The 19,616-nt window shown below is 71.4% G+C and carries 18 protein-coding genes; 11 read left to right on the top strand and 7 right to left on the bottom strand.

All coding sequences use genetic code 11. The annotated features are described in order from the left end of the window. Positions 1-292: 292 nt before the first annotated feature. The 9 genes from PINTE_RS13810 (at position 293) to rlmB (ending at position 8,381) form a co-directional block, all read left to right on the top strand. On the top strand, positions 293-775 hold the full coding sequence (locus PINTE_RS13810) for a CarD family transcriptional regulator (protein ID WP_068431738.1): 483 nt from the start codon (positions 293-295) through the stop codon (positions 773-775). Then, positions 772-1,467: a 2-C-methyl-D-erythritol 4-phosphate cytidylyltransferase gene (gene ispD / locus PINTE_RS13805; protein WP_068431734.1), complete on the top strand. Its 696-nt coding sequence runs from the start codon at positions 772-774 to the stop codon at positions 1,465-1,467. The genes PINTE_RS13810 and ispD overlap by 4 nt, the downstream gene beginning before the upstream one ends. Continuing rightward, positions 1,464-2,045: a 2-C-methyl-D-erythritol 2,4-cyclodiphosphate synthase gene (gene ispF / locus PINTE_RS13800; RefSeq protein WP_068431751.1), complete on the top strand. Its 582-nt coding sequence runs from the start codon at positions 1,464-1,466 to the stop codon at positions 2,043-2,045. The genes ispD and ispF overlap by 4 nt, the downstream gene beginning before the upstream one ends. Positions 2,046-2,155: 110 nt before the next feature. Beyond that, the gene (locus tag PINTE_RS13795; RefSeq protein WP_068431731.1) at positions 2,156-3,238 is read left to right on the top strand and encodes an S-(hydroxymethyl)mycothiol dehydrogenase; all 1,083 of its coding nucleotides are present in this window, start codon (positions 2,156-2,158) and stop codon (positions 3,236-3,238) included. Next, positions 3,235-3,897 (top strand): MBL fold metallo-hydrolase, encoded by a 663-nt coding sequence (locus tag PINTE_RS13790; RefSeq protein ID WP_084343599.1) that lies wholly within the window; start codon positions 3,235-3,237, stop codon positions 3,895-3,897. The genes PINTE_RS13795 and PINTE_RS13790 overlap by 4 nt, the downstream gene beginning before the upstream one ends. 649 nt (positions 3,898-4,546) lie before the next feature. Beyond that, positions 4,547-4,993 (top strand): hypothetical protein, encoded by a 447-nt coding sequence (locus tag PINTE_RS13785; RefSeq protein ID WP_068431728.1) that lies wholly within the window; start codon positions 4,547-4,549, stop codon positions 4,991-4,993. A gap of 11 nt (positions 4,994-5,004) precedes the next feature. Then, a complete protein-coding gene (locus tag PINTE_RS13780; RefSeq protein ID WP_157087252.1) occupies positions 5,005-5,850 on the top strand; it encodes a hypothetical protein in 846 nt (281 codons plus the stop codon). Positions 5,851-5,950: 100 nt separating this feature from the next. Next, entirely contained in the window at positions 5,951-7,381 is a 1,431-nt protein-coding gene (gene cysS / locus PINTE_RS13775) for a cysteine--tRNA ligase (protein WP_068431722.1), read from the top strand. Between the two features lie 46 nt (positions 7,382-7,427). Next, complete coding sequence (rlmB, locus tag PINTE_RS13770; RefSeq protein ID WP_068431719.1) at positions 7,428-8,381, top strand: 23S rRNA (guanosine(2251)-2'-O)-methyltransferase RlmB; 954 nt, start codon at positions 7,428-7,430, stop codon at positions 8,379-8,381. A 15-nt stretch (positions 8,382-8,396) separates the two neighbouring features. Here the strand turns inward: rlmB and PINTE_RS13765 are convergent, their stop codons facing one another. The 5 genes from PINTE_RS13765 to PINTE_RS13745 all read right to left on the bottom strand — a co-directional run bounded on the left by PINTE_RS13765 (position 8,397) and on the right by PINTE_RS13745 (position 14,345). Continuing rightward, the gene (locus PINTE_RS13765) at positions 8,397-9,659 is read right to left on the bottom strand and encodes a DUF4032 domain-containing protein (RefSeq protein WP_068431716.1); all 1,263 of its coding nucleotides are present in this window, start codon (positions 9,657-9,659) and stop codon (positions 8,397-8,399) included. Between the two features lie 117 nt (positions 9,660-9,776). Continuing rightward, a complete protein-coding gene (locus PINTE_RS13760; protein WP_068431713.1) occupies positions 9,777-10,850 on the bottom strand; it encodes an ABC transporter ATP-binding protein in 1,074 nt (357 codons plus the stop codon). A gap of 179 nt (positions 10,851-11,029) precedes the next feature. Beyond that, entirely contained in the window at positions 11,030-12,004 is a 975-nt protein-coding gene (locus PINTE_RS13755; protein WP_084343598.1) for a sugar ABC transporter permease, read from the bottom strand. A 1-nt stretch (position 12,005) separates the two neighbouring features. Beyond that, on the bottom strand, positions 12,006-12,962 hold the full coding sequence (locus PINTE_RS13750) for a carbohydrate ABC transporter permease (protein WP_068431709.1): 957 nt from the start codon (positions 12,960-12,962) through the stop codon (positions 12,006-12,008). Positions 12,963-13,031: 69 nt separating this feature from the next. Then, entirely contained in the window at positions 13,032-14,345 is a 1,314-nt protein-coding gene (locus PINTE_RS13745; RefSeq protein ID WP_068431741.1) for an extracellular solute-binding protein, read from the bottom strand. A 234-nt stretch (positions 14,346-14,579) separates the two neighbouring features. On the opposite strand from PINTE_RS13745, the gene PINTE_RS13740 reads away from it, so the two are divergent. After that, positions 14,580-15,608 carry a LacI family DNA-binding transcriptional regulator gene (locus PINTE_RS13740; protein WP_068431705.1) on the top strand — a complete coding sequence of 343 codons (1,029 nt, stop codon included), beginning with the start codon at positions 14,580-14,582 and terminating at the stop codon, positions 15,606-15,608. A 46-nt stretch (positions 15,609-15,654) separates the two neighbouring features. Here PINTE_RS13740 and otsB read toward each other — a convergent pair whose 3' ends face one another. Both otsB and PINTE_RS13730 read right to left on the bottom strand, forming a co-directional pair. Next, positions 15,655-16,443 carry a trehalose-phosphatase gene (gene otsB / locus PINTE_RS13735; RefSeq protein ID WP_068431702.1) on the bottom strand — a complete coding sequence of 263 codons (789 nt, stop codon included), beginning with the start codon at positions 16,441-16,443 and terminating at the stop codon, positions 15,655-15,657. Between the two features lie 48 nt (positions 16,444-16,491). Next, complete coding sequence (locus tag PINTE_RS13730; RefSeq protein WP_068431698.1) at positions 16,492-17,916, bottom strand: alpha,alpha-trehalose-phosphate synthase (UDP-forming); 1,425 nt, start codon at positions 17,914-17,916, stop codon at positions 16,492-16,494. 293 nt (positions 17,917-18,209) lie between these two features. On the opposite strand from PINTE_RS13730, the gene PINTE_RS23950 reads away from it, so the two are divergent. Continuing rightward, a partial coding sequence (locus tag PINTE_RS23950; RefSeq protein WP_245642949.1) for a serine/threonine-protein kinase occupies positions 18,210-19,616 on the top strand: 1,407 nt, incomplete at its 3' end.

Genomic DNA, 19,616 nt, shown 5'->3' with positions numbered 1-19,616 from the left:
CGGTGCGCCCGGCAGTGCGGTCGGCGGCCCCGGCGGCGGGAGCGTCCGCGGAGTGACCCCATCCGCATGCGTCCACCCTCGCCCGATCGGACATTCGACCCTCCGCCGCGAGTCTGAAATATCCGTTATGGACGGTCGTGCAATACTGTCCCGTCGGGTCGATGTCAACCCCGCGCAAGTCCACAGTTTTCCTCGGGATGTGGGCCTTGACCAGCGCAAATGATCCGGGGTCGAGTTCCCCGGGCGCCTGGTACGTGGTAGTCTGGAGGTCGCGAAAGGGGAAAACAAGCATATGAGCTTCCAGGTCGGCGAAACCGTTGTGTACCCGCACCATGGTGCGGCCCTCATCGAGGAGATCAAGACCCGCACCATCCGTGGAGAGGAGAAGCTCTATCTGGTCCTCAAGGTCGCCCAGGGCGACTTGACGATCGAGGTCCCCGCCGAGAACTGCGATCTGGTCGGCGTGCGCGACGTCGTCGGCCAGGACGGTCTCGACCGGGTGTTCCAGGTGCTGCGGGCCGAGCACACCGAGGAGCCGACCAACTGGTCGCGCCGCTACAAGGCCAACCTCGAGAAGCTCGCCTCCGGCGACGTCATCAAGGTCGCGGAGGTCGTGCGCGACCTGTGGCGCCGCGACAAGGACCGCGGCCTGTCCGCCGGCGAGAAGCGCATGCTGGCCAAGGCCCGTCAGATCCTCGTCTCCGAGCTGGCGCTCGCCGAGAAGACCGACGAGGTCAAGGCCGAGTCGATCCTCGATGAGGTGCTCGCCTCCTGAGCGTTGCGGTCATCCTCGTCGCGGCCGGTTCCGGCACGCGCCTCGGGGCCGATCGCCCCAAAGCCTTCGTTCGCCTGGCCGGACGCCCGCTGTTGCGGTGGGCGCTCGACCAGGCGTTCGCCGTCTCCGGCGGTCATGACCTGCTGCGGGTCGTCGTCGTCGCGCCGCCCGATCGGCTCGACGAGACCCTCGCGCTGCTCGCGCCCCACGAGACCGAACTGGTGCGGGTCGTCGCCGGTGGCGCCGAGCGCTCCGACTCCGTCAACGCCGGGCTCGGGCAGCTGGGCGACATCGCCCCAGATCACGTGCTCATCCACGACACCGCGCGCTGCCTGACCCCGCCCGCCGTCTTCGAGCGGGTCGTCGCCGCGCTGGAGGCCGGAGACGGTGCGGTCGTGCCCGGTCTCGCGGTCGCCGACACGATCAAACAGGTCGGCCCCGACGGCCTCGTCACGCACACCCCGGACCGTTCCGGCCTGCGCGCGGTACAGACTCCGCAGGGCTTCCGCCTCGACGTCATCACCGCCGCCCACCGGCACGGGCGCCAGGCCACCGACGACGCCGCGCTCGTCGAGGCCCTCGGTCTGCCGGTGCGGGTCGTCGACGGCGATCCGCTCGCCTTCAAGATCACCGATGCCGGCGACCTCGAGCGCGCCGAACGCCTGTGCGCCGGCGCGGGAGTGCCGCGATGACCGACGAGACGACCGACGACAAGCGACGATCGCCCGCCGCCGGGCTGCGGGTCGGCATCGGCACCGACGTGCACGCGTTCGCGCCGCCCGAGCGCGGCCGCGACCTGTGGATCGCCGGCCTGCTGTGGCCGGGGGAGCCCGGCCTGGAAGGGCATTCGGACGCCGACGTGGCGGCCCACGCGGCCTGCGACGCGCTCTTCGGGGCGGCCGGGATCGGCGACCTCGGCGCCCACTTCGGCACCGGGCGCCCGCAGTGGGCCGGCGCCTCGGGCGTGGCCCTGCTCGCGGAGGCGGCGCGGCTCGTGCGCGCGGAGGGCTTCGAGATCGTCAACATCGCCGTTCAGGTCATCGGCAACCGGCCGAAGATCGGCACCCGCCGGGCGCAGGCCCAGGCCGCGCTGTCCGGCGCGTGCGGCGCGCCCGTCTCCGTCAGCGGCACAACCACCGACGGCCTCGGGCTGACCGGCCGCGGGGAGGGCGTGGCGGCCATCGCGACCGCGCTTGTCGCAGCGGGGATTCCCCCGGCGGCACCCGAAGCTGGTCGGGCGCCGAATCGGCCGGAAGGCCAGTCTGCGTGAGGTCGCCCGCTGCCGTTAGCCTGGCCGCAACGACGTCATGAAACCGTCATGAAACTACGAGACGACGCGTCGGGCCCGGCCTCGACGCGCGGAGGCATCCAGGAGGTAGCGTGCCCAGCACCGTCAAGGCAGTGATAGCCCGTTCCAAGAAGGCGCCCGTCGAACTGGTCGACATCATCGTGCCCGACCCCGGGCCCGGCGAGGCGGTCGTGCAGATCCAGGCGTGCGGGGTGTGCCACACCGACCTGCACTACCGCGAGGGCGGCATCAACGACGACTTCCCGTTCCTGCTCGGCCACGAGGCCGCCGGCGTCGTCGAGGCCGTCGGCGAGGGCGTCACCGAGGTCGAGCCCGGCGACTTCGTCATCCTCAACTGGCGGGCCGTGTGCGGCGAGTGCCGCGCGTGCAAGAAGGGCGAGCCGCAGTACTGCTTCGCCACCCACAACGCCACCCAGAAGATGACCCTCACCGACGGCACCGAGCTCACCCCCGCCCTCGGCATCGGCGCCTTCTGCGAGAAGACCCTCGTCGCCGCCGGCCAGTGCACCAAGGTGCCGGAGGCCGACGCGGCCGCGGTCGGTCTCCTCGGCTGCGGGGTCATGGCCGGGTTCGGCGCCGCCGTCAACACCGGCGGCGTGCGCCGCGGCGAGTCGATCGCCGTCTTCGGCTGCGGCGGCGTCGGTGACGCCGCGATCGCCGGGGCCCAGGTGGCCGGCGCGACGACGATCATCGCCGTCGACGTCGACGACCAGAAGCTGGAGTGGGCCAAGCAGTTCGGCGCCACCCACACGGTCAACGCCAAGACCGACGACCCGGTCGAGAAGATCCGGGAGCTGACCGGCGGCTTCGGCGCCGACGTCGTCGTCGAGGCGATCGGCCGCCCCGAGACCTACGAGCAGGCGTTCTACGCCCGCGACCTCGCCGGCCGCGTCGTGCTCGTCGGCGTCCCCACCCCCGACCTGCAGCTGACGCTGCCGATGATCGAGGTCTTCGGCCGCGGCGGCGCGCTGAAGAGCAGCTGGTACGGCGACTGCCTGCCGAGTCGCGACTTCCCGATGCTCGTCGAGCTGTACCGACAGGGCCGGTTCGACCTCGACGCGTTCGTCACCGAACGCATCGGCATCGGCGACGTCGAGGCCGCGTTCGACAAGATGCACGGCGGCCAGGTGCTGCGTTCGGTGGTGGTCCTGTGAGCGCCGACCTGATCCAGACCCCCGCCTCCGTCGACGGCGTGCGCGTCGAGCGCGTCGTCACCTCCGGCACATTCAGCCTCGACGGCGGCACGTGGGACGTGGACAACAACGTCTACCTCATCGGCGACGACCGCGAGTGCATCGTCATCGACGCCGCGCACGACGCCGCCCCCATCCTGGAGGCGGTGGCCGGCCGCACGGTGACGGCGATCCTGCTCACGCACGGCCACGACGACCACATCAAGGTCTCCGACGCGCTGCGCGAGGCCACCGGCGCCGACCGCTACCTGCACGGCGACGACTGGTTCCTGTTCCGTGACGTCTTCGACGCCGACCCCGAGCAGGAGCTGACCGAGGGGCAGACGTTCGAGGTCGCCGGCCTCGAGCTGCGGGTGCTGCCCACGCCCGGGCACGCGCCCGGCGCCTGCTGCTTCCACGTGCCCGAGTTGGCCACGGTCTTCACCGGTGACACGCTGTTCAGCGGTGGCCCGGGCGCCACCGGCCGCTCGTTCAGCGACTTCGGCACGATCATCGACTCGATCAGCAACCGCCTCCTGACGCTGCCCAGCGAGACCCTCGTGCTCACCGGACACGGCGACGCCACGACCATCGGCGAGGAGGCCCCCTCCCGCCAGGCGTGGATCGACCGCGGCCACTGACCCACCCCGCCCCTCCCGGCCCGTCCCGTCCCCGCCTCCCACTCGACCGAAGGCTGCCCTTTCGGTCGGGGGCTCCGGCTACAGCCCTAGCCCTCGACCGAAAGGCAGCCTTCGGCCATGGGGGGCGCACGAGGGTGAATGTGGTTCTGGCGCAGACGGACTCGGTGATCGACAGGGCGCTTCCGCAGGCTCGGGAAGCACCTGACGCGTGACTGTGACTTATCCCATATAAATACATGCGGAGCATGTCGTAACAACGCCAATTCGGCTGGTCCGTGCGCGATTTCCGGCGGTTCGGCGTCGAGCGCGCGCGTCGATGGATCGGTAGACGGTCGAACGACCGAGACATGTGTTCAGAACCGCTGGACTCCGTCCGCAGGCTGTTGCAGTCTTAACAGCGCTATCACAAGCGTCGCCCGACGGGCCGGCGCGGCGAGGCTCCACCCGGAGCCGAGCACGGTCGAGACTGAGATCGTGCGCCGCGACCACCGCGCGGGAGGCGGGCGGCCGGGGCCATGAGCGCCTCGTCCGCCACGAACGAGGCTACGGGTCCGGCGGGACCCACTCGATCGCGCCACCTGGGGGGGTGGGCGAGCGGGATGCCTCCTTCGTCTGCTGACTAGGGGGAGGGACACGCATGATGCAGGTAGTGACACGTCGCGCTTCGATCGAACTGGCCGGGACCACTCCGGCCGGCTGGTCCCGGCGCGAGCAGCCGGGAACCGACCTCGCGTTCGAGGGCCCGATCAGCATCGACGGCACCGACACGACCGTTCGCGTCGTCGTCGAGCCCGGCGGCGAGAGCATCGAGACCGCCTCGCTGCGGCTCATGAAGGAGCTGCAGCTGGCGCATCCGGACGCGCTGCTCGTCAACTGCGAACTCTGGCCGCACCCGCAGTGGGGCGACGGCCGCTACATCCAGAGCGCCCACCTCGACGGGATGCTCACCCTCGCGCACGACGTCTATCTCTTCGTCGATCGCGGTCGCACGATCCGCATCGAGGTCGACTGCGCGCTGTCGCAACTGCTGCTCATCGAGGAGACGGTGGCCACGATCGTCGCGCGTCTGCGCCGCACGAGCGGGGCGCGACGGTGAACGACGCGGCGGTGAACGACGCGACGGTGAACGATGTCGCGCTCGGCGGCCTGGAGGATCTCAGTCCGTTGCACGCCGCGCCGCGCCGCCGGCTGAGCAGCCCGGTCGTCTCGGATCGGCTGCTCGGCCTGCTGTGCGGGCAGCTCGACGACGACGGCGTCTGGGCCGCGGAGCCGGCCCGCGCCGAGCTGGTCGCCGACGGCTGGTTCACCGAATCGGGCGACGCGACCGAGCGCACGCGGCGGATCCGCGCCGACCTCGGGCAGGAGCGCACCGCGCTGACGATGCGCGCGACCGACGCCCGCGGCGTGCGCCGCGCGTGGATCTGCGCGGGCTACGAGGTGGCCGTCGTCGGTGTCGAGGAGGGCGAGCTGCCGCTGGACGTCGACCCCGACCGCACGCCGCGCGGGTCGCTGACCTTCGAGGTCGTGCCGGTCAGCTCGCTGCCGCTGGTCTTCGCCCGCTGGGGCGGGCTGGCTCCGACGTGGAACTACGACGCCCCGCACGAGGTGCCCGACACCGCGGTGCGGGCGCGCATCGCCGACGAGACCGCGGCCCTGCCGGTGGGCGCCGACGACGGCCTGGTCTGGCTGTGGTCGCGGCCGTGGACCCGGTGGTCGATCAGCCGCCCGGAGGGCCCCGACGACGCCAACCCGTCGCTGGGGGTGCCGACGCGCACGCACCTGGAGTACGTCGGCGTCGAGGGGGCCGGCCAGTACGTCGTCCGGCGCCGCCCCGACGGCGCGACGGTCTTCGCGCCGCGCCCCGGCAGCCTCGTCTGGGGGGACCTGCAGCAGCTGCTCGCGGGCCTGCCCGGTCAGGCTCCGGTCGACGAGGACGACGCGCCGCAATGGTGACGTGTCGGGCCGCGCGGTCTTTGGTGCGCCGGTGCCACGCGCCGTCGCCGCGATTCCGGCGCTGCTCGGTGCGGCGCGCCCGCCTTGTAGGCTGCGGGGCGTGAGTCTACGTCTGTTCGATACCGCCGCCGGAGAGCTCCGAGAGTTCGAGCCCCTGACACCGGGGCGGGTGGGCATGTACGTCTGTGGGCTCACCACTCAGGGTACGCCGCACATCGGGCACATGCGCTTCGCGGTGGCCTTCGACGTGCTGCGCCGCTGGCTGGAACTGGGGCACGGCTACGAGGTGACGTTCGTGCGCAATGTCACCGACATCGACGACAAGATCCTGCGCAAGGCCGCGGAGAACGACGAGCCGTGGTGGGCGCTGAGCTACCGCTTCGAGCGGGAGACGACCAAGGCGCTGGAGACCCTCGGCGTGCGCGCCCCGACCTACGAGCCCCGCGCCACCGGACACGTGCCAGAGATGGTCGAGCTCATGGACCGGCTCGTCGAGCGCGGGCACGCCTATGCCGCCGACCCCGACGGCCCCGACTCCGGTGACGTGTACTTCGACGTGCGCTCCTACCCGCAGTACGGCAGCCTCACCCGGCAGGCGATCGACGACATGGAGGCCGCCTCCGACGCCGACCCGCGCGGCAAGCGCGACCCCCGCGACTTCGCGCTGTGGAAGGGCGCCAAGCCCGGCGACCCGCAGTCGGCGACGTGGCCGACGCCGTACGGCCGCGGCCGACCCGGCTGGCACCTGGAGTGCTCGGCGATGGCGCGCAAGTACCTCGGTGACACCTTCGACATCCACGGCGGCGCCGTCGACCTGCGGTTTCCGCACCACGAGAACGAGCAGGCCCAGTCGCGAGCCGCCGGTTACGGGTTCGCCCGGTACTGGCTGCACAACGCGTGGCTGACCGCCTCCGGCGAGAAGATGAGCAAGTCGCTGGGTAACGGCATGAGCGTGCCGGAGATCACCCGCACCGCACGGCCGCTCGCGGTGCGCTACTACATCGGCGGCTCGCACTACCGCTCCACGCTGGAGTTTCACCCCGGCGCGCTGACGGAGGCGGAAGCCGCGGTCGAGCGCATCGAGGGCTTTCTGCAGCGCGCCCTGCGCGACGAGCCGGGCGAGATCGACGCCGCCGCGATCCCGGAAGAGTTCCGTGACGCGATGGACGACGATCTCAACACCGCCGGCGCGCTCGCCGTGGTGCACGCCCGGGTGCGGGCCGGCAACACCGCCCTCGACGAGGGCGACACCGACTCCGCGCGGCAGGCCGCCCGCGAGGTGCGGGCGATGACCGCGGTGCTCGGCGTCGATCCGATGGACGCCCAGTGGACGTCCGGTGGCGGCGCTTCCGACGCGGCCGACGCGCTGGGTAACCTGGTCGAGGAACAGCTGGCGGAGCGGGCCGCGGCCCGTCGGGCCCGCGACTTCGCGACCGCCGATCGAATTCGCGACCGGCTCAAGGCGGCCGGGATCGCCGTGGAGGACACCGCGGGTGGGGCGCGCTGGTCGCTGGCCCGGGAGTCCGAATGACAGGCGCGATGGCAGGCATGCGAGTCAGGCGAGGAGCAACGAGCTGATGGCCGGTAACTCCCAGCGCCGCGGGGCGACCCGCCGGAAGTCGAAGAAGGGCGCGACCGTCGGCAGCGGCGGCAAGCGCCGTAAGGGCCTGGAGGGCCGCGGGCCCACGCCGAAGGCGGAGGACCGCGTCGCGCACAAGGCGCACAAGGCCGCGGCCGCGGCCCGGGTGCGTCGCGACGCCGCCCGCAGCGCGCGCTCGCCGGGGCCGCGCGGTCGCTCGCAGCACGAGATCATCTCCGGACGCAACGCGGTCGTCGAGGCGCTGCGCGCGCAGGTGCCGGTCGCCACCCTCTACGTGGCGGGCCGGATCGAGGTCGACGACCGGGTGCGCGAGGTGCTCAAGATCGCCTCGGAGCGCTCGATCCCCACCCTGGAGACCCCCCGCGGGGAGCTGGACCGGCTCACCGACGGGTCCGTGCACCAGGGGCTCGCGGCGCAGGTGCCGCCCTACCGATATCGCGAGCCGGCCGATCTGCACGACCCCGAGGGGCCCGGCACCCCGCTCGTCGTGGCGCTCGACGGCATCACCGACCCGCGCAACCTCGGCGCGATCGTGCGCTCGGTCGCGGCCTTCGGCGGGCACGGCGTCGTGCTGCCCGAGCGGCGGTCGGTGGGCATGACCGCGGCGGCGTGGAAGACGTCCGCCGGCGCCGCCGCCCGGGTGCCGGTGGCCCAGGCGACCAACCTCGTGCGCACGCTGGAGGACTTCCGGCGGGCGGGGTACTTCGTCGTCGGCCTCGACATGGACGCCGACGTCGACCTGCCGGACCTCGAGCTCGCCACCGAGCCGCTCGTCGTCGTCGTCGGCTCGGAGGGCAAGGGCCTGTCCCGCCTCGTGCGGGAGACCTGCGATCAGATCGTCTCGATCCCGATGTCGGCCGGCATGGAGTCGCTCAACGCCGGCGTCGCCGCGGGGGTCGCGCTGTACGAGATCGCCCGCCGCCGTCGCTGATTCGCGGGCCTGACCTCACGCTGTTGTGTGCGGTCCGCTCCGGCGGGCGACCACCGGCAGCGCCATCGTGTCGATGCCGACGACCGACTCCTCGTCGGGCTTGGTCGGCAGCACGTGCGCGAGGTAGTCGGCGAACGCCCATTCGGTCGTCACGTCGCCGCCGACCTTCTCCGAGAGGTACCAGCGGTGCTCGAGCACCTCGTGGAACACCTGGGCCGGCTCGAGCTTGTGGGTCAGGTCGCGCGGGATGTTGCGGGCGATCGGCTCGTAGACCCGAGTCATCCAATCGTGCGCGACGATCTCCTCGCTCTCGTTCTGGCGGTTCTCGCCGGCCCGGAACGAATCGAGGTCGTTGAGCAGCCGGCGGGCCTGGCCCTCCTGCACGTCGAGCCCGGTCAGCCGCATGAGCCGGCGGCTGTGGTGCCCGGCGTCGACGACCTTGGGCTGGATCTGGATCGACGTGCCGTCGACGTCGGTGGTCATCGCCAGCTCGTCGACGTCGAAGCCGAGCTGGTTGAGCCGGCGGATCCGCTCGTCGACGCGCCATCGGTCTCCGGTCTCGAAGCGCTCGACGCCGGTCAGCTCCTCCCAGAGCTGCTCGTAGCGCAGCACGATGTTCTCGGAGATCTCGATGGGGTCGGCCTCGTCCTCGAGCACGCCGCCCGCGGCGAGGTCCATCAGCTCACCGGCGATGTTGACGCGGGCGATGTCGAGGTCGTGGGTGCGCTGGCCGTTGCTCAGCGCGGGCAGCAGCTGACCCGTCTCCGCGTCGACGAGGTAGGCGGTGAAGGAGCCGGCGTCGCGCCGGAACAGCGTGTTCGACAGCGACACGTCACCCCACCAGAAGCCCGCCAGGTGGAGCCGCACGAGCAGCACGGCGAGGGCGTCGAGCAGCCGCTTGGCGGTGTCGGGGCGCAGCCGCTGGCTGAACAGCGCGCGGTAGGGCAGGGAGAACTCCAGGTGCCGGGTCAGGAGGCAGGCGTCCAGCGGCGTGCCGTCGGCGGCCTTGCGCCCGCTGATGATGCCGTACGGCACGACCGAGGGCATGTCGAGGCGGCGCAGCGAGCGCAGCAACTCGTACTCGCCGCGCGCGATCTCCTCCTTGATCTCCTTGACCGCGATGACGAGGTCGCCGACGCGCACGAAGCGCACGACGTGCCGGGAGATGCCGCGAGGCAGCGCGGCGAGATAGCGGGCGTCCCACTCCTCCAACGGAGTCGACCAGGGCAGATCGAACAGCGCGGGGTCCGGGCGGTTGGCGGTGATCTGAAGCGGCACCCATCCATGCTGACACGGCGAGGGGGCCGCGCCCGGATCGCGGGTGCGGCCCCCTCGTTCAGTCAGGGCTCGATCGGCTCAGTCAGGGTGTCAGCCGGCTCGATCGGCTCGATCGGCTCAGAGGCGCACGCCGCTCTGCGCGTCGAACAGGTGCACATGGTCTTCCTTCGGAGCGAACCGCAGGGTCTCGCCCTTCATCGGGGGCCGGCGGCCGTCGACGCGGGCGATGATCGGCTTGTCGACCGGGCCCTCCTCGAGGTTGCCATAGATGTAGGCGTCGGCGCCGAGCTCCTCGACGACGTCGATGACGATCGGCAGGCCGTCGCCGGTGGTCGGGTCGAGGTCCTCGGGCCGCACGCCGAGCGTCACGTGGTCGCCCTGCGCCTTGGCGAGAATGTCGCGCTCCACCGGGTGGGTCAGGCTCCCGAACTTCACGCCGCCGTCGACGATCTGCACGTCGAACAGGTTCATCGCCGGGGAGCCGATGAAGCCGGCGACGAAGACGTTGTTCGGGTGGTCGTACATGCGCCGCGGGCTGTCGCACTGTTGGAGCAGGCCGTCCTTGAGCACGGCGACCCGGTCTCCCATCGTCATGGCCTCGACCTGGTCGTGGGTGACGTAGACGGTGGTGATGCCCAGGCGCCGCTGCAGTGAGGCGATCTGGGTGCGGGTCTGCACGCGCAGCTTGGCGTCGAGGTTGCTCAGCGGCTCGTCCATGAGGAAGACCTTGGGCTCGCGCACGATCGCGCGGCCCATCGCGACGCGCTGGCGCTGGCCGCCGGAGAGGGCCTTCGGCTTGCGCTCGAGGTACTGGGTGAGGTCGAGGATCTTGGCGGCCTCCTCGACGCGGCGGCGGATCTCGCCCTTGTCGACGCCGGCGATCTTCAGGGCGAAGCCCATGTTGTCGGCGACGCTCATGTGCGGGTAGAGCGCGTAGTTCTGGAAGACCATGGCCACGTCGCGGTCCTTGGGAGACAGATCGGTGACGTCCCGATCGTCGATCCAGATCTTGCCGCCGTTGACCTCTTCGAGGCCGGCCAGCATCCGCAGGCTGGTGGACTTGCCGCACCCGGAGGGGCCGACGAGGACGAGGAACTCACCATCGGAGATGTCGATGTTGAGGTTGTCCACGGAGGGCTTGTCGTTACCCGGGTAGATGCGGGTGGCGTTGTCGAACTTGACCGTAGCCATGACGTCGTTGTCCTTTCCTTCACCGGCAGGAACGTGCCGGACGATCCGTTGTAAAGGCGGCGTTCGCCGCGTCGCGACGAACGAAGAGCCCCGTCGTCGGGGCGTAAGGGCTACTTTCGCCGCTGCCAGGTGTGTCGTGCAAGCTGCTCGTTGCGCGACACACCGATCAGCGCCACATCTCAGCCCTTGGTCGATCCGGCGGTGAGCCCGGCGACGAGGTGGCGCTGGGCGAAGAAGAACACGATGCCCGCCGGGATCGTGATGAGCACGGCCGCCGCGGTGAGCAGATCCCAGTGCGGCAGCGCCGGTGGCCGGGGCACGAAGATCTGCATGCCGTAGGCGAGCGTGTAGCGGTTGTCGGTGTTGATGAAGGCGCTGGCGTACGCGACCTCGCCCCACGCGGTGAGGAAGGTGTAGAACGCGGTGACCGCCAGGCCCGGGCGGGCCAGCGGCAGGATGACCCGCCAGAACGTGGCCCACGGGCCGAGCCCGTCGACCGCGGCGGCCTCGTCGAGCTCACGGGGGATCGAGTCGACGTAGCCCTTGAGCATCCACGTGCAGAACGGCACCGCGATCGTGCAGTAGGCGATGACGAGCGAGACGTGGGTGTTGATGAGGCCGAGCCGGCTCATGATCGTGTAGATCGGCACGATGAGGATCGACACCGGGAACATCTGCGTGATGAGGAAGGTCCACATCAGCGAGCGCTTGCCCGGAAAGTTGAACCGCGAGATCGCATACCCGGCCGTGGCCGACATGGTGATCCCGATGATCATCGTGAACGCCGCCACGACAACGGAATTGCGGAACCAGGTGACGAAGTCGGTGGAGGTCAGCAGCCGCTGGTAGTTCTCCAGCGTGATGCTCGAGGGCACCCCGAGGGAGGCGATCTCGCCGGCGGGCTTGACCGAGGCGAGCGCGATCCACGCGATCGGGAAGACCGCGATGACGCTGGCGACGATGAGCACCGCGTGCAACCCGATCGAGGCGGCGGGGGAGCGGTGCCCGCGGCGGTGCCGGGTCAGCCTCCCGAACGAGGAGCCGGGCCGGCCGGGTGCGCCCTGCGCCGCCGGTGCGGCGGCGACGTCGTGTGGCGCCGGAGCCGGTCCGGCTCCGCCGAGCGCGGCCGGTTGCGTGATGCCGGGCTGGGTCATCTCACCACACCTCTCCCTGACGGGACAGCACCCGCTTGTAGACCATGGAGTAGAGCACGAGGATCGACAGGATGACGACGCCGTAGGCGGCGGCGAACCCGTAGTTGCGGATGCCCTCGAACGCGGCGCGGTAGGCGCCGGTCACGAGGATCTCGGTGCCGCCGGCGGGGCCGCCGCGGCTGACGAGGAAGATGATCGGGAACATGTTGAAGGTCCAGATCGTGCCGAGCAGGATCACCGAGTTCGACACCGGCCGCAGCCCGGGCAGCGTGACGTTGACGAACCGCTGCCACGGGGAGGCGCCGTCCATCTCGGCGGCCTCGTAGAGCTCGCCGGGGATCGACTGCAGCCCGCCGAGCAGGGCGACCATCATGAACGGCACGCCGAGCCAGACGTTGACGGCGATGACCGCGGCCAGCGCCTTGGGCACGCTGTCGAAGAAGTCGATGCTCTGCCCGCCGAACGCGCGGATCACCGCGTTGATGACGCCGGCGTCGCGGTCGTAGATGAACTTCCACGCGAACGCCGAGACGAACGCCGGCACGGCCCACGGCAGGATGAGCAGCACGCGGTAGATGCTGCGAAAGCGCATCTCGCGGTGCAGCAGCACGGCCAGGCCGAGCCCGAGCGTGTAGTGCAGGAACACGCAGCTGGCGGTCCAGATGAGGGTGATCGTCAGCTGGTGCCAGAACTCCCCGACGCGCCCGGTGAGCAGGTCGACGTAGTTCTGCAGGCCGACGAAGCGGGCCTGGTCGGGGTTCGGTACGCAGGTCTGCCCGCCGCCGAGCGTGCGCTCGCAGATCTGGGCGGCCTGGTTGGCCTCGGTGAGGTTGGTGAACGACTGCCAGATGCCCTGGACCAGGGGGTAGAAGACCAGCACCGCGAGCACGATGACGACCGGTGCGACGAACGCCCAGGCGTACCAGTGCTTGCTCCACAGCGCACGGACCCGATTCATGAGTGCCCTCCGGGGCGGACGGGGCCCCGGTCCGACGCCAGGGGGATCGCGTCGGGCCGGGACGGTTGATCAGTCGAGGGTGTAGTCGGTGACGACCTCGGACTTGTACTTCTGGGCGACCTCGTCGAGCGTGGCCTGCGGGTTGGCGCGGTTGACCATGAGCTTGGTCGCGGCCTGGTCGAGCGGGCCGAACAGCTGACCGCCCTGCGGGATCCACGCGCGCTCGACGGCGACGTCCGTCGCCGGCTGGAACTCCTTGATGATCGGGTTGGTCACCTTGTCGTAGGCCGAGGTGCGGGCGGGCAGCAGGCCGAGCTGGTCGGCGATCTTCGCCTGGGTGTCGGCGCTGGACATGAACGAGATGAACGCCATCGCGGCGTCGGCCTTCGACTCGTCCATGCCGGAGTACACGACGTAGTCGTGACCGCCGACGGGGCCACCGGCGCGCTGCGACCCGCCGGGCACCGGGGCGACGCCGAGGTTCTCCGCGCCCCCGAAGCCCTTGGCCTTGGTGATGCCGGCGACCTCCCACGGACCCTGGAGGATCATGCCGACGTTGCCGGCGTTGAACGCGTCGGTCATCGCCGTGTACGCCTCGGTCGCCGGCGGCTTGACGAAGCCGGAGGCGGCGAGCAGCTCCTGGGCCTTCGTGACGCCCGCGACCGCCGGGGCCGCGTTGACGGTGATCTTCTTGTTCGCGACGTCGAGCAGGTCACCGCCCTCGCCGTAGATGAACGGCAGCAGGTAGTAGCCGGCCGGGTTGAGGTACGCGCCCTCCTTGCCGGTCTTGGACTTGATCGTCGCCGCGGCGGTCTTCATCTCGTCCCACGTCTTCGGCGGCTGCACGCCCGCGTCGTTGAGCAGCTTCTTGTTGTAGAGCAGGGCGAGGGTGTCGGTGACCTGCGGCACGCCGTAGGTGCCTCCGTTGAACTGGGTGGAGCCCTTGGGGGCCGTCATCCAGTCGTCCATGTCCTGCGTCAGGCTCGTGCCGTCGAGCTTGTAGAGGTAGCCGAGGGAGGCGAACTCCGGCACCCAGGCGACCTCGGCGCGCAGGATGTCGGGTGCGCCGGACTTGGCGGCGGCGGCCGTCTTGAACTTGTTCTGCGCCTCGGCGAACGGCACCGACTGGTAGTTGATCTTGACGTTCGGGTACGTCTTGTTGAACTCGGCGATCATCTGCTTGAACACCGGCGCCTCGTTGGCGGCGTCGGAGGTGTCCCACCACGTCAGTTCGCCGGAGACCGAGGACGGGTCGGCGGTCGTGGCCGACGCGGTCTGCTGCTCCTGGGGTTGGGACGCGCCCGATCCACCGCCGCTGCCGCAGGCGGTGAGGGCGAGTAGGGCGGTGGTCATCAGGGCGGTGGCCTGCATGCTTCGTCGCATGGCGATGAGCTCCTCGTGTGTCGCGTCGGGACGTGGGCGCACGGCACCCAGGTGACCGGCGAGTAACCTCGTCTGTGGGAGACGACAGTAGCATTCCTGCAAGATCTTGCACGCCCACTTGCGCCACTTCTTGCAGCAAGAAATGTGCAAGCCGGTTGCGCCTCCGGCCCTCGTGCGGGATGCTGCGCCTAGCCCGCCGACCAGCGACGGACGGCCCACCAGCAGGAGAAACCCATGCGCGCACCACGACTCGCCGACGTTGCGGCCCGCGCCGGGGTCTCCGAGGCCACCGTGAGCCGGGTGCTCAACGCCAAACCCGGTGTGTCGGAAAGCACACGGACGGCGGTGCTGGCGGCGGTCGATCTGCTCGGCTACGACCGGCCCCCCAAGCTGCGGCGCGCGAGCGTCGGACTCGTCGGCCTCGTCGTGCCGGAACTGACCAACCCGGTGTTCCCCGCCTACGTCCAGGCCATGGAGGACGAGCTGACCCGGCGCGACTACACGCCGATCCTGTGCACCCAGACGCCCGGCGGCGTCGAGGAGGACGACTACGTGCAGATGCTCGGGGAGCGCGGCGTCTCCGGAATGATCTTCGTCTCCGGCCTGCACGCCGACTCCACGACCGGAACCGAACGGTACGAGCGGCTGCGCGAGCGCTCGCTGCCGATCGTGTGCGTCAACGGGTACCGCGAGGGCATCGACGCGCCGTTCGTCAGCGACGACGACATCGGGGCGATGACCCAGTCCATCGAGCACCTCGTCGGGCTCGGGCACCGGCGCATCGGCCTGGCCACCGGGCCGCTGCGGTTCGTGCCGGCGTGGCGCAAGCTCACCGGGTTCCGCCAGGCCATGGCGCAGCGCGCGGGGGAGGGGGATGTCGACGAACTCGTCGCCGAGACCCTGTTCACCGTCGAGGGCGGTGCGGAGGCGGCCGACGTGCTGCTTCAGCGCGGCTGCACGGCGGTCGTGTGCGCCAGCGACCTCATGGCGCTCGGTGCCGTCGCCGCCTCCCGGGCACGCGGTCTGCGGGTGCCCGACGACGTCTCGGTCGTCGGCTACGACGACTCGCTGCTCATGGGTTTCACCGACCCGCCGCTGACGACCGTGCGCCAGGACGTGCCGGGCATCGCCCACGCGGCCGTGGCGGCCCTGCTCGACGAGATCCACGGGCACCCCGCGGCGCGCGCCGAACTCGTCTTCCGCAGCGAGTTCGTCGTGCGCGGCTCGACCGCCCCGCCCGGCTCGACGGCTCGCCGCGGTTAGCCGCGGCTCGTTGCGGCTCGTTGCGGCTGCTCGCGGCTCGTTGCGGTCAGCCGCGGCTGGTGCGCTCGCGGGCGAACAGCTGCAGCGCCTCGACGACGTCGGGGATGCCGTCGACGCGGTAGGCGGCGACCGTCTCACCGGCTCCGACCTTGACGGAGACGTCGCCACGCTCGGGCGCCATCATCGCGAACGCCATCTCGTCGGTGACGTCGTCGCCGAAGTAGATCGTCGCGTCGGCGCCGAGGGAGCCGGCCAGCTGCGTGATCGCCACGCCCTTGCTCATCTCGACGACGCCCAGCTCGAGCACGTCCTTGCCGGCCATGGCGTGCGTTCCGGTGAGGCCGTCCGCGAGGGCCTGTCCGGCGCGGTGGGCGTCGGCGGCGATGGCCGGGTCGATGCCGCGGGTGTGCAGCACGACCGAGGTCGGCTTGACCTCGACGCGGGCGCCCGGGTGGTCGGCGGCCACCTCGTCGAGGCCGTCACGCAGCCGCGCCAACAGCGCCTGGCGGGTCTCGTCGAGGTCGGCGGGCACGACGAGGTCGGGCCGCGAGCTCTCGCCGCCGTGGCTGGCGATGAGGATGATCGGGTCGTCGGCGAGCTCACCGACTCCGGAGATCGCCGACAGGGTCTGGCGGTCGCGGCCGGAGACGAGCGCGGCGGTCGTGCCCGGCTCCTCGGCGACGGCCCGCAGCGCCTCGACCGAACCGGCCACCGGCCGGCACGCGAGCGGGTCGTCCTGCAGCGGCGAGAGCACGCCGTCGAAGTCGCTGGCCAGCAGCACGATGTCGCGCCGGGCCGCGCTGGTCAGGGCAGCGGTCAGCTCGCGGGGCAGCATGTCGGTCTCCTGTCGATGCGGGTGGACGAACCGATCGGGCGGCCCGGGTTACGAGGAGCCCGAGGGGTGTTCGGGCGCGGACTCCAGGGCCTGCAGAAAGCGCTCGGCCCAGTGCTGCACGTCGTTCTCGCGCACCCGGCGCCGCAGCGAACGCATGCGCCGCCGCTTCTCGCCGGTCGGGGCCTCGACGGCCCGCCGGATCGTGTCTTTCAACCCCTGGATGTCGTGCGGGTTGTGCAGGAAGGAGGCGGTGAGTTCGTGGGCGGCGCCGGTGAACTCGGACAGCACGAGGGCTCCGCCGAGGTCGTGGCGGCAGGTGACGTATTCCTTGGCGACGAGGTTCATGCCGTCGCGCAGGGGCGTGACGAGCATGATGTCGGCCGCCGAGAACATCGCCGCCATCTCGGCCCGGTCGAACGACTGGTGCAGGTAGTGCACCGCCGAGGCGCCGACGGTGGAGTACTCGCCGTTGATGCTGCCGACCGTGCCCTCGATCTGGTCTTTGAGGTGGCGGTAGGCGGCGACGCGCTCGCGGCTGGGCACGGCCACCTGCACGAGGGCGACGTCGGGTGGGGAGTAGTGCCCGTCGTCGAGCAGTTCCTGGTAGGCCTTGAGCCGGTGCCGGATGCCCTTGGTGTAGTCGAGCCGGTCGACGCCGAGCATGAGCACCTTCGGGTCGCCGAGCTGGGCGCGGATCTCGTGGGAGCGCTCGATGACCTCTGGTTGGCGGGCGAGGCCGTCGAGGTCGGCGAAGTCGATGGAGATCGGCAGGGCGCTGGCGCGCACCCACCGCCCGTCGTCGGGGCTCTTGACGATGTCGCGGCGCGTCGACAGCCCGCGCAGCTGGCGGGTGGCCCGCAAGAAGTTGCCGGCGTCGGCGGCGCGCTGGAAACCGAGGTAGTCGGCGCCGAGGAGGCCCTCGATGATCTGACCGCGCCAGGGGAGCTGGGCGAACAGTTCGACCGGCGGGAACGGGATGTGGTTGAACCAGCCGATGCGCAGGTCGGGGCGCAGCTTGCGCAGGAACTTCGGCACGAGCTGCAGCTGGTAGTCGTGCACCCAGACGGTGGCGCCCTCGTCGCTGACCTGCGCGACGGCCTGGGCGAACCGCTCGTTGACCTTGCGGTAGGCGTCCCACCAGCGGCGGTGGAAGGTGGCCGGCACGATGACGTCGTGGTAGATCGGCCACAGGGTGTCGTTGGAGAAGCCCTCGTAGTAGTCGGCGACCTCCTGCTCCGACAGGGCGACCGGGTGCAGATGCATCCCGGAGTCCTCGAACGGCTCGGGGGCCTCGCCGGCCTCACCGGCCCAGCCGACCCACGCGGCGCCTTCGCGTCCCCGCATGACCGAGTCCATGGCGGTGACCAGACCGCCTGGACTGCGACGCCACTCGTCCTGTCCGTCGTCTCCTGTGACCCGGTCGACGGGCAGTCGGTTGGCGGCGATGACGAACGAGTACGTCTCTTCGCTCATGACAAGAGCTCAACTCCTCGGAGGGGCGAAAGATGACGTTGTCATCCTAGGTGCGGGTGTCCCGCAGCGCCCGGGAACCGGGGGCAGAGCCCGTCGACCTGCGCCGACGCCCGCGGGTATCGGCGTGCCCCGCTCGTTTTCAGGTAGGGCTCGGGCGCGCGGTCTACCCTGGCGCGGCCCGGTCCGTGCCGGAACCGTGGACGGGATGTGGATCGTCCTGTTCGTGGACGGTCCTGTGGGATCGGCGCTCCGCCGCGACCGCGGCGGGGCCAGCAAGCCGGCGAGGGGTGGATGTGAGCAGCGTGCCGCAGGAACAGCGCGGGCGGGGCACGCACGCGCCGTTCCGACATGATCCGACGGAGGTGCTCGGCGCGGTGCCGCGGGAGTCGGGTGACGAGCAGCCCGCGCAATGGCTGGGGCCGTACCGGCTCGTGCAGCGCCTCGGCGAGGGCGGCATGGGGGTCGTGCACCTGGCCCTCGACGAGCGCGGCCGCGCGGTGGCGATCAAGGTGCTGCGCGATCACGTCGCGCACGACGCGGTGGCCCGGGCCCGGCTCGCGCGGGAGGTCTCGACGCTGCGCCGCGTGCAGCACCCGCGGGTGGCGCCCGTGCTCGACGCCGACCCCGAGGGCCCGCGCCCGTACGTCGTCACCCGCTATGTGCCGGGTGACCCGCTGGACTCCTGGGTCGCGACCAACGGGCCGATGGGCGCCGACGGGCTCGCCCGGCTCGGGCGGGGACTCGCGGAGGCGCTCGGCGCGATCCACGCCGCGGGCGTCGTGCACCGCGACCTCAAACCCGGCAACGTGCTCATGCCCCACGGCGAGCCGGTCGTCATCGACTTCGGCATCGCCCACGTCGCCGACGAGGCGCGGCTGACGAGCACCGGGCTCGTCATGGGCACGCCGGGGTATCTGTCTCCGGAGCTGCTCGACGGGCATCCCGTCGACGCCTCCACCGACTGGTTCGCGTGGGCGGCCACGCTGCTCTTCGCCGCCACCGGGCGGCCGCCGTTCGGCAAGGGCCCGCTGGAGACGGTGCTGCACCGCGTGCGGCGCGGGGAGCCCGATCTCACGGGCGTCGACGAGCGGCTGCGGCCGGTGCTGTTGGCGGGCCTGCGGCCGGTGGCCGCGGATCGGCCTCGGCAGGAGCACATCCTCGCCGCCCTCGACGTCTACGCCGCCGGCGGCGACACCGGCAGCATCGTCGGGCTGACCCGGAGCCCCTCCGCTGGGTCGGGCGCGCGCACCGAGGCCTTCGGGGGTGAGCGCGGGTCGCGTGCCGGTGCCGCGCGAGGCGGTTCGGGGGCTGCGGGGGCTCAGTCCTCCGGCGGGTCGTCCGCCGGGCTTGGTGGTTCGTCGTCGGGGGGTTCGTCGTCGTCGGGGGGACCGTCCTCGGCGGGCTCGTCCTCGCGCGGCTCTGATCGGGGTGGCTGGGTGGCGCGGGCCTCCGCCGCGACGCGCGGGTGGTTCGCTGGAGGCGCCGGAGCCGGGTCGGCCGCCGGCGCGTCGGGTGCTGCCGGCGCTTCCGGTGCTGCCGGTGCCTCTGGTGGTTCTTCGGGTGCGTCCGGGGCTCCCAGTGCGGCTGGCGCGACTCGGGCCGGCTCGGGTGCTTCGGCTCGCGGCGCGTCCTCGCCGTCGGGCGTCGCGTCCCGTTCCCCGGCGCCGGCGCCTCGGGCCTCGGAGCCGGCAGCTCGGGCG

Origin of the sequence: Piscicoccus intestinalis NBRC 104926, from assembly GCF_001515525.1 — a bacterium.
GTDB classification, from domain to species: Bacteria; Actinomycetota; Actinomycetes; order Actinomycetales; family Dermatophilaceae; genus Kineosphaera; species Kineosphaera intestinalis.
Note: the sequence above shows the minus strand (reverse complement) of the source record. Positions and strands in the feature narration are given on the sequence as shown.